Source organism: Porphyromonas sp. HMSC077F02 (genome assembly GCF_001815465.1).
GTDB lineage: Bacteria > Bacteroidota > Bacteroidia > Bacteroidales > Porphyromonadaceae > Porphyromonas_A > Porphyromonas_A somerae.
Window position 1 is genome coordinate 1,742 of the sequence record NZ_KV820617.1, and the last position, 1,737, is coordinate 3,478.

General features: G+C 45.4%; 1 protein-coding gene. It reads left to right on the plus strand.

Going from position 1 to position 1,737, the window contains the following annotated elements; all coding sequences use genetic code 11:
- Positions 1-68: 68 nt before the first annotated feature.
- Positions 69-1,737 (plus strand): outer membrane beta-barrel family protein (locus HMPREF3027_RS00080; protein ID WP_083317437.1); only part of this gene is annotated, 1,669 nt, incomplete at its 3' end.

The window sequence follows — 1,737 nt, forward strand, 5'->3', positions numbered from 1 at the left end:
CATCGGTCGGTGCCGTCATCAAAATATACACCCGTCGCGAACCCGGCTCGGGACTCAGCGGAGAAGTCATGAGTTTCCTACAAAAGACAAAAGATCGAAAGCCAGGAGGTTGCGGTTACCTTTCGCTAAACTACCGCATCAAAGAGTGGGATATATTTGCCACTGGATGGTACAATGCTTGGAAAGGCATCAATATCAATCCCGAACTTAGCTTTCATGGGAAAACGCCCAATAGCGAGTGGCACAATACGACCAGCAATATCGGACAATTTAACGATGATACCTATAACTTTAACATCGGCACCAACTACGAAGATGAGCATCAGAGTGCAGGTATAAGGTATCAACTCCAAATCCAAAAAAGCTCCAACCTCATACGCAACCAACTCATAAGTCAATTAGAGCAGAATAGCCCTACAAGATACAATAATGAGACCAGCGGGTTCACCCCTTGGACCCAACAACACCACCCCTCTCTCTACTACATTCGCAGGTGGGAGAATTGGAGCGCCCAGGTAGATATGGACTACTTCGAAAGTAGTCTCTCAACTAACTACACTACCACTATAGAAAGGAATGAAACCACCCATCAAAGCAAAACAATAACCAGTCAAAGCGGAGATAAGTTTCAATCTGCTGGGATAAGAACAGATATCAATGGAGTAGTTTGGGGCGGAAGGCTCAACTTCGGAGGTGCATTCACCTGGGTAAATAATAAGTTCTTCAGCATCAACGACAAAATCAATCAAGAATACACCTTGCCCGATCTTGAGAGCCAGCAAAGAGAGGATACCTATGCCCTCTACCTAGAGTATGGCCACTCTCTCGGCGAGAAAGTAATGCTTACCGCTGGAGCACGACTTGAGCATCTAGTCAATCAATACTTCGACCAAAAGAATATGATGCGCCCCGAGAAGAGAGTCTCCACCAACCTATTCCCCACCCTCTCACTCAGCACCGAACTACGTGGCATTAATACCCAACTCTCCTTCAGGAGCAGGATAACCCGTCCAAGTTATTGGCAACTTCAACCAGAATATCAGTACCTCAGCAAGTTTGAATATCAGGTGGGCGACCCCAACCTTAAGCCAGAGATCAACTACTCCACACAGCTATTACTGAATAAAAAGTGGGTGACACTGATGCTATCTCATCAGTACAATATAGATGCCCTGACACAAGATTCCCAACCGCTCTACAACCCCAAGAAACCAGACGAAATGGTTCCCTACGTGACACTCATTAAAAACATCAATACCACACCTTACCACCTGCTAGGAGCTTCGGTCATCTTAAGTCCAAAGGTAAAATGGTGGCGACCCAATCTTACACTTGACTTTTCTAAGATCCTTGGGTATCAGCTACAGTTCTTCGACCAAAAGATTACCAATTTCAAACCCACACTATCCATTAGACTCAATAACCAATTTTCTCTACCTAAAGATATCACACTCAGTGCCAACTTCACCTATAACCTTATGGGCTGGGATAACAACATAGAGCTGATCGCTCCGATGTTTTATGGCTGGGTACAGATTTCCAAACAATGGCTCAAAGATAAGTCACTGACGACCAGTCTTTCCATCAACAACTTCAACACTCCCATTAAGGCGAGGATCGTGACCCCCTACACCGAGCTCAAAAGTCATCAATTGTCCGTATCACGAATAAAGTTGACCATCGCCTACCGCTTCAATGCAACGAAGCAAAAGTACCAAGGCAAGGGTGCCCTCGGCT